7 protein-coding genes are annotated in these 6,034 nt (G+C 74.7%); all 7 read right to left on the bottom strand.

Annotated features, from left to right (window positions below; translation table 11 throughout):
• Window positions 1–109: 109 nt before the first annotated feature.
• From ACFVIM_RS31855 to ACFVIM_RS31825, 7 genes are read right to left on the bottom strand one after another with little or no spacing between them, the layout of a single operon-like run.
• Window positions 110–511, bottom strand: a complete 402-nt coding sequence (locus ACFVIM_RS31855; RefSeq protein WP_384308864.1) for a hypothetical protein — start codon at window positions 509–511, stop codon at window positions 110–112.
• Window positions 508–1,782: a cytochrome P450 gene (locus ACFVIM_RS31850; protein ID WP_384308861.1), complete on the bottom strand. Its 1,275-nt coding sequence runs from the start codon at window positions 1,780–1,782 to the stop codon at window positions 508–510. Before ACFVIM_RS31850 ends, ACFVIM_RS31855 begins: the two co-directional genes overlap by 4 nt.
• Window positions 1,782–3,041, bottom strand: coding sequence for a cytochrome P450 (locus tag ACFVIM_RS31845; protein ID WP_384308858.1), 1,260 nt, complete (start codon window positions 3,039–3,041; stop codon window positions 1,782–1,784). Before ACFVIM_RS31845 ends, ACFVIM_RS31850 begins: the two co-directional genes overlap by 1 nt.
• On the bottom strand, window positions 3,038–3,631 hold the full coding sequence (locus tag ACFVIM_RS31840; protein WP_384308856.1) for an ATP/GTP-binding protein: 594 nt from the start codon (window positions 3,629–3,631) through the stop codon (window positions 3,038–3,040). Before ACFVIM_RS31840 ends, ACFVIM_RS31845 begins: the two co-directional genes overlap by 4 nt.
• Window positions 3,612–3,959, bottom strand: a complete 348-nt coding sequence (locus ACFVIM_RS31835; RefSeq protein WP_384308853.1) for a DUF742 domain-containing protein — start codon at window positions 3,957–3,959, stop codon at window positions 3,612–3,614. Before ACFVIM_RS31835 ends, ACFVIM_RS31840 begins: the two co-directional genes overlap by 20 nt.
• Window positions 3,956–4,384 (bottom strand): roadblock/LC7 domain-containing protein, encoded by a 429-nt coding sequence (locus ACFVIM_RS31830; protein WP_384308851.1) that lies wholly within the window; start codon window positions 4,382–4,384, stop codon window positions 3,956–3,958. The genes ACFVIM_RS31835 and ACFVIM_RS31830 overlap by 4 nt, the downstream gene beginning before the upstream one ends.
• Entirely contained in the window at window positions 4,381–5,607 is a 1,227-nt protein-coding gene (locus ACFVIM_RS31825) for an ATP-binding protein (protein WP_384308849.1), read from the bottom strand. The genes ACFVIM_RS31830 and ACFVIM_RS31825 overlap by 4 nt, the downstream gene beginning before the upstream one ends.
• Between the last annotated feature and the right edge of the window lie 427 nt (window positions 5,608–6,034).

Here is a 6,034-nt window from a genome sequence, read left to right as displayed (position 1 = left end):
TACAGATCCCGCGCGTCCCCGAGCCGGCCCTGCGGGCGGGTCCGGCCGGGACCGGAGGTGAGCGTGGCCGTGGCCATGAGGTCGGGCATCTGGGGTTTCCGGTTCCGGGTCATCCGGCCTGGCCGGCCGGGGCGAGCGGGGTGCGGGCGAACTGCACGGCGACGGCGAGGGCGATGAGGACCACCGGGCCCCACAGCCACCAGCGCGGCAGACGGCCGGGCGCGAGCGCTCCGGTGAGCGTGACGGCGAACGCCTCGGCCGCCACGGCGACGACCGTGCCCAGACGGACCGAGTGGCGGCCGGTCAGGCCCGATACCGCGGGGCCGCTGTCACCGACGACGCTCGTGAGCAGTGCGGCGCCCGCGGTCAGGTGCAGCACGGTGAGAACCAGGACCCCTGCCGTGGTGGCCGGGGACCAGCGGCCGGGCGCCGGGACCTTGGGGCGCACCGGACCGTTCTCGCCGCCGGGCCGGGCGCGAGTGGAGGTGGAGGAGGTGGTGGTCGGGTTCATGAGATGGGGTTCCGTCCCGGAGGAACGTCGGGCTGCGGCTCCAGGTGTACGGGGAGTTCGCGGTGGCCGTCGGAGATGAAGCTGGGCAGGGGCCGCAGGTCGGCGGCGGGGACGGCGAGGGCGAGGCGGGGGAAGCGGCCGAAGAGCATCCGCAGCGCGGTGTCGGCTTCGAGGCGGGCGAGCGGCGCGCCGAGGCAGAAGTGGACGCCGTGCCCGAAGGAGAGATGGGCCGGGTTCTCGCGGTGGACGTCGAAGACGTCGGCGGTGGGCCCGTGCCAGTGGGGGTGGGTGCCGGCGGCGCCGTAGGAGGCGAGGATCGCCTCCCCCTTCCGGATGGTCACCCCGTCGCCGGGCAGGGGTATGTCCTCGATGGCGTAGCGCAGCGGCAGATGCGCGACCGGGGCGCGGAGGCGGAGGGTCTCCTCGACCGCGCTGCTCCACGTCGCGGCGCCGGTGCGCAGGTCGGCGAGCTGGGCGGGGTGGGTGAGCAGCGCGGTGATGGCCTGGTCGATCAGGTTGACGGTGGTCTCGTATCCGGCGCTGATGACGAGGAGGAGCGTGTCGAGGAGCTCGTGGTCGGTCAGCCCCGTGCCGTCGCCGTCGGTGTCCCGGGCACGGATGAGGCGGGAGGTCAGGTCGTCGCCGGGGGCGGCGCGCTTCGCGGCGAGCAGGTCGGCCAGGAGTTCATAGAGGGCTTTGGCGTTGGCGTCGGACTGCTCGGGGGTGAGGGTGGTGTCGAAGACGCCGTCGACGATGCGGCGGAGGTCGCGCCCGCCGAACTCGGCGGGCAGGCCCATGAGGTGGCCGATGACCCGGATCGGCAGGGGGGCGGCGAACCGCTCGCGCAGATCGGCGGCCTCGCCGACGGGGGTGGTCGCCGCGAGGGTGTCGAGGAGTTCGCCCGTGATCCGCTGGATGTCCGGGGCCAGGGCCTGGATGCGGCGGGCGGTGAACGCGGGCGCGACCAGGCGGCGCAGCCGCTGATGATCGGTGCCGTGGGCGGTGAACATGTTCTCCACCGCGACCCACAGGCTGAGCGGCCAGCGGCGGCCGATGACCTCGTTGCGCTCGGGCCAGTGCCGGCGGGCGTCCTTGGAGACCCGCTCGTCCAGGAGCAGGTCCTTCAAGAGTGCCGGGTGGGTGACGGCCCACGCCCGCACCCCGAGAACGTCGACCTGGGTGAGCCGTCCGCGCTCGCGCAGGGCGGCGTCCTCGCCATGGCGGTCGCGGCCGGCGGGGTCCAGGACCAGGACGGGAACCTGCGACTCCATCACCGTGGTGTCTCCTTCTCCAGGGCGTCGGTGGTGCGGGGGGAGGGGGTGAAGCGGACCGGCAGGGCGGCGAGGGCGCGGTGGAACGGCCCCGGGCGCCAGACGAGTTGGCCTGCGGGCACGGCCAGGGCGAGGTCGGGGAGCCGGTCGATCAGGAGGCTGAGGCCGGTGAGGGCGATCAGGTAGGCCGGGTCCCGGGCCGGGCAGGCGTGCGGGCCGATGCTCCAGGCCAGATGGGAGCGGTTGCCCGCCCGCTCCTCGATGCCGGCGGCGACGGCCGGGTCGTTGTTCGCGGCGGCCATGCTGATGACGACGGGCTGGTGCGCGGGGAAGACGTGCCCGTCAACCGTGACCGGCTCGGGCGGATAGGTCAGGCAGTAGTTCGCCATCGGCGGGTCGGTGGCCAGGGTCTCGTCGAGGGCGTCGGCGACGGTGAGGCTCCCGGACAGCACGTCCCCGGAGAAACGGGGGTCGGTCAGCATCCGCGCCAGGGCACTCGTGATCAGGTTGACCTGCGGTTCGATGCCCGCCCCGTACAGGGTGACGAGCTGCTGGATCATCTCGGCGACGGTGAGGCCCGCGGGGTGGGCCAGCAGCCGGGAGGTGACGTCGTTCCCGGGCTGCCGCGTCCTGAGCCGGACGAGTTCCTCTAAGGCGCCGGTGAGCATCTCGGCGCCCTGGTGGGCGTCGACTCCCTCGAAGATCTGTCCCATGCCCTTCGCCACCCGCCGGCCCAGGTGGGGCGGGCAGCCCAGAAGTGCGTTGAGGGTCTGGAAGGTGAGGGGGAAGGCGTACCGGGCACGCAGGTCGACCCCCGTGGCGCCTTCGGCGCCGATGTCGTCGAGGAGGTCGGCGGCGATCCGCTCGACCGTGGCTTCCAGGGCGTGGAGGTCCTCGGGGGCCAGGCTCTCGACGGTCGCCGCCCGGTAGCGGGCGTGCGCGGTCCCGGCGGAGCGCAGCGCGTTCGGTCGCCACTCGATCATCGGCAGGACGGGGCAGTCCGCCGGGACGCCGCGCTGCCACACCCGCGGGTCCGCGGGGAAGGCGGCCGGGTCGTTGAGGATGCTGACGGCCTGGCGGTAGCCGATCACCAGCGTCGCCGGGACGCCGGGGGACAGCTCCACCGGGACGAACGGGCCGTACGCCTCGCGCATCGCCCGGTAGGCGGCGTGCGGGTCGGCGGCGAAGGACGCCGCGTACAGCGGGACCCGGTCGCCTGTGTCCGGCAGTCCGGCGGGCGGGCGGGAGCGGAAGGTCATGAGCGGGTCTCCAGGGTGTGGAGGTAGGCGACGAGGGTGATCAGGGCGTCCACGGCCGAGCCGCGGTCGCGGGCGTCGCAGGAGGTCAGCGGCACCTGCTCGGGCAGGTCGAGGGCCTCGCGGACCGCGTCCGGCGGATAGCGGACGGCGCCGTCGAAGGTGTTGACCGCCACCGCGAACGGCAGCCCGAGCCGCTCCACCGCGGTGAGGGTGTCGTCGGCCCGCTCCAGATGGCGGGTGTCCACCAGGACCAGCGCGCCGAGCGCACCCCGGGCCAGGGCCTGCCACAGGGGGCGGAACCGGTCCTGGCCCGGGGTGCCGAAGAGGTAGAGGACCAGGTCGTCGGTGAGGGTGAGGCGGCCGAAGTCGAACGCGACCGTGGTGCGAGTCTTGTCCGGGGCGCCGGTCAGGTCGTCGGTCCCGGCCCCGGCCTGCGTGAGCGTCTCCTCCGTGCTCATCGGCGCGATCTCCGACACGCTGGCGACGAGCGTCGTCTTGCCCACCGCGAACGGTCCGGTGACCAGGATCTTCGCCGACCGGGTCACCGTCGCGGGCACGAAGGCGACCTGCTCACAGAGCGCGGAGTCCACGCAGTACCTCCTGCAGAAGGGATTCGTCGGGGCGGGCGGCCGGGGCGGGGACGGCGAGCAGCCCGCCGTCGATCAGGTCGCCGACCACGATCAGGACCACGGACAGCGGCAGCGCCAGATACGAGGCGAGCTCGGCCGGGGACAGCACGCCCTGCCAGCACAGCCCCAGCACCGCCCGAGCCTCCGGGCTCCGGGACGGGTCCGCGGCCTTGGCTTCGGGCGAGGCCACCAGCAGCGCCGCCATGTCCACCTCGCGGCGCGGGCAGGTCTGTCCGCCGGTCCGCACGTACGCCCGCACCAGCTCCCGTCCGCGCCGCGGGGTGGTCATGACCGGCCGGGACCGTCGGCGCGGCGGGGCGGGGCGGAGAGTATGGGACCGACCTGCGCCGCCAGCTCGTTCATCCGGTGGGCGACCACGTCCACCTCGACCTCGTGGGCCGGGCCGGTCACCACCGCCAGCGCCGTCTGCTCGCCCGCGGCGCTCAGCAGCAGCATCCCCCCGTCGTATTCGAGGAGCTGCTGGCGCAGCCCGCCGCCAACGAGATGGGACTGGGCGCGGCCCAGCGACCACAGGCCCGAGACCGCCGCGGCGAGCGCCTCCGCGTCGTCGCGGGAGATGCCGTCGGTGTGGCTGAGCACGAGCCCGTCGGTGGCGGCCAGCGTCGCCGACACCACCCCCGGGGAGACGAGCTGGTCCAGCAGCCAGACCAGCTGCTGGCGGGTGTCCTTCGGAATGCTCGTGAGCAGGGTCATCGCGTATTTCCTTCCGGAAGAGCGGGGGATTGCGCGGCGGCCCGCCCGGTGCGGGTCCCGCGGGTCCAGCCGGCCAGCACCGACGCCGTGCCCGGCGCCGGCACGGGTTCCTCGGCCGTGGGGGCGGGCAGCTCCGGCGCGGCCCGGCGCCGCCTCGGCAGCCCGTGCACCGTCGCCGGGGCGGGTTCGGCAGCGACCGGAGCGACCGGCGCCTCGGTCACGGCGGTCAGCAGCGCGTCCGGGACGAACACCGTCACCCTCAAGCCGCCGTACGGGCTCGCCCCCGCCACCCGGACCCGGAAGCCGTACCGCCCCGCGAGCGCCGCCGCCGCGTACAGCCCCGTCCGCGGATGCGGGCCCAGCCGGTGCAGATCGGGCACCCCGCCGGCAAGGATCCGCTCCGTGGCCGCCAGCTGCTCCGGGCTCATCCCGATCCCGGCGTCGTCGATGACGAGGGTCAGCCCGGCGTGCCCGCGCTGGAAGCCGACCTCCACGGTCGAGGTCGGCGGCGAATACTGCAGGGCGTTCCCCAGCAGCACCGCCACGGTGTGCACCAGCGGCTCCACCGCCCGGCTCACCACCGCCACATCAAGTTGCTGGGCCCGCACCCGCGGGAAGTCCCGCACCCGGCCCATCGCCCCCCGTACGACCTCCCCGACCGGGGTGGCCGGCCAGTTCTGCCCCGGCCACCCCCCGCACAGCACCAGGAATGACCGTGCCTTCAGCGTCATCTGCTGCGCGGTGTGGTCGATCCGGGTCAGCGTGGCGAACGCGGCTCCGCCCCGGTGCTCCTCCAGGGCCCGTGACACCGTCTGGCCCAGCGTCGCCCCGGCGCTGACCACCGCTGTGGCGAGCGCCCGCACGGCCGCCCGGGTCGCTTCCTGGACCTTGCGATCCGCGCGGTCCGCAGCCGCCCGTTCCGCCCCCGCCTGCGCCTCGCGCACCGCGACGGTGACCCCGGCGGAGACCGAGGCGAGATCCCGGCCGAACGCGGTGTTCTTCAGGGCCTCGGGGACCTCGAACACCACCGACGACGGCCCGCCGCCGGGATCCAGGGCGGCGGCCAGATGCGCCACCGCACGGTCCCGGGCGCTCCGTTCGCCCTCCAGATGGGAGATGCGGCGCCGCAGGCGGCCCGTCGTCCGTATCCAGCAGCACCCCAGGAGCACCGCCGTCGCGGCGAGCCCGGTCATCACCGCGGCCTCGGCCAGATCAAGGTTCATCACGTCGCGTCACGATCCACAGGAAGACAAAGAAGGAACAAAGGAATATTCAGGGCGGGTTGGGGGTGCGGCAGACCCCGGAGGGTCCGCACGAGGGAGATGAGGAGGCCGCCGGGGCGCGCCCCGGGCCCGTGCCCACGGGGGGAAGGCTCCGAGACCGGGGGTGGTCCGTGCGCCCCGGCGACCCGTCACAGGGAGGAACAGCCAGGCCGGGAAACCGCCCGGCCGGCCGTCACCTCCGGTCTTCGCCGCCTCGCCCACCGGACCGCAGCCCCGCGACCGGGGCGCGGCGGCCGGCCGCTGGAGCGGCGTGCACCGGCAGGCGCCGTGTCCACCGGCCGGGTCCACGCGTCCCGGACCGGAGCAGCGGCCGCCTGCCCGCGGTGCGGGCGGTGGCGGTGCGGGAACGGCGTCATGGACCCAGGAC

It is taken from the genome of Streptomyces sp. NPDC057638 (assembly GCF_042800315.1).
Lineage (GTDB): Bacteria > Actinomycetota > Actinomycetes > Streptomycetales > Streptomycetaceae > Streptomyces.
The sequence above is the reverse complement of the archived record's forward strand: the minus strand, read 5'-3'. Positions and strand labels throughout refer to the sequence as shown.

What these genes read in the sequence shown, in the direction of transcription:
- ACFVIM_RS31850 (WP_384308861.1), bottom strand. Translation starts at nt 1,782, where the DNA reads ATGGAGTCGCAGGTTCCCGTCCTGGTCCTGGACCCCGCCGGCCGCGAC.
- ACFVIM_RS31835 (WP_384308853.1), bottom strand. Translation starts at nt 3,959, where the DNA reads ATGACCACCCCGCGGCGCGGACGGGAGCTGGTGCGGGCGTACGTGCGG.
- ACFVIM_RS31830 (WP_384308851.1), bottom strand. Translation starts at nt 4,384, where the DNA reads ATGACCCTGCTCACGAGCATTCCGAAGGACACCCGCCAGCAGCTGGTC.
- ACFVIM_RS31825 (WP_384308849.1), bottom strand. Translation starts at nt 5,607, where the DNA reads ATGAACCTTGATCTGGCCGAGGCCGCGGTGATGACCGGGCTCGCCGCG.
- ACFVIM_RS31855 (WP_384308864.1), bottom strand. Translation starts at nt 511, where the DNA reads ATGAACCCGACCACCACCTCCTCCACCTCCACTCGCGCCCGGCCCGGC.
- ACFVIM_RS31845 (WP_384308858.1), bottom strand. Translation starts at nt 3,041, where the DNA reads ATGACCTTCCGCTCCCGCCCGCCCGCCGGACTGCCGGACACAGGCGAC.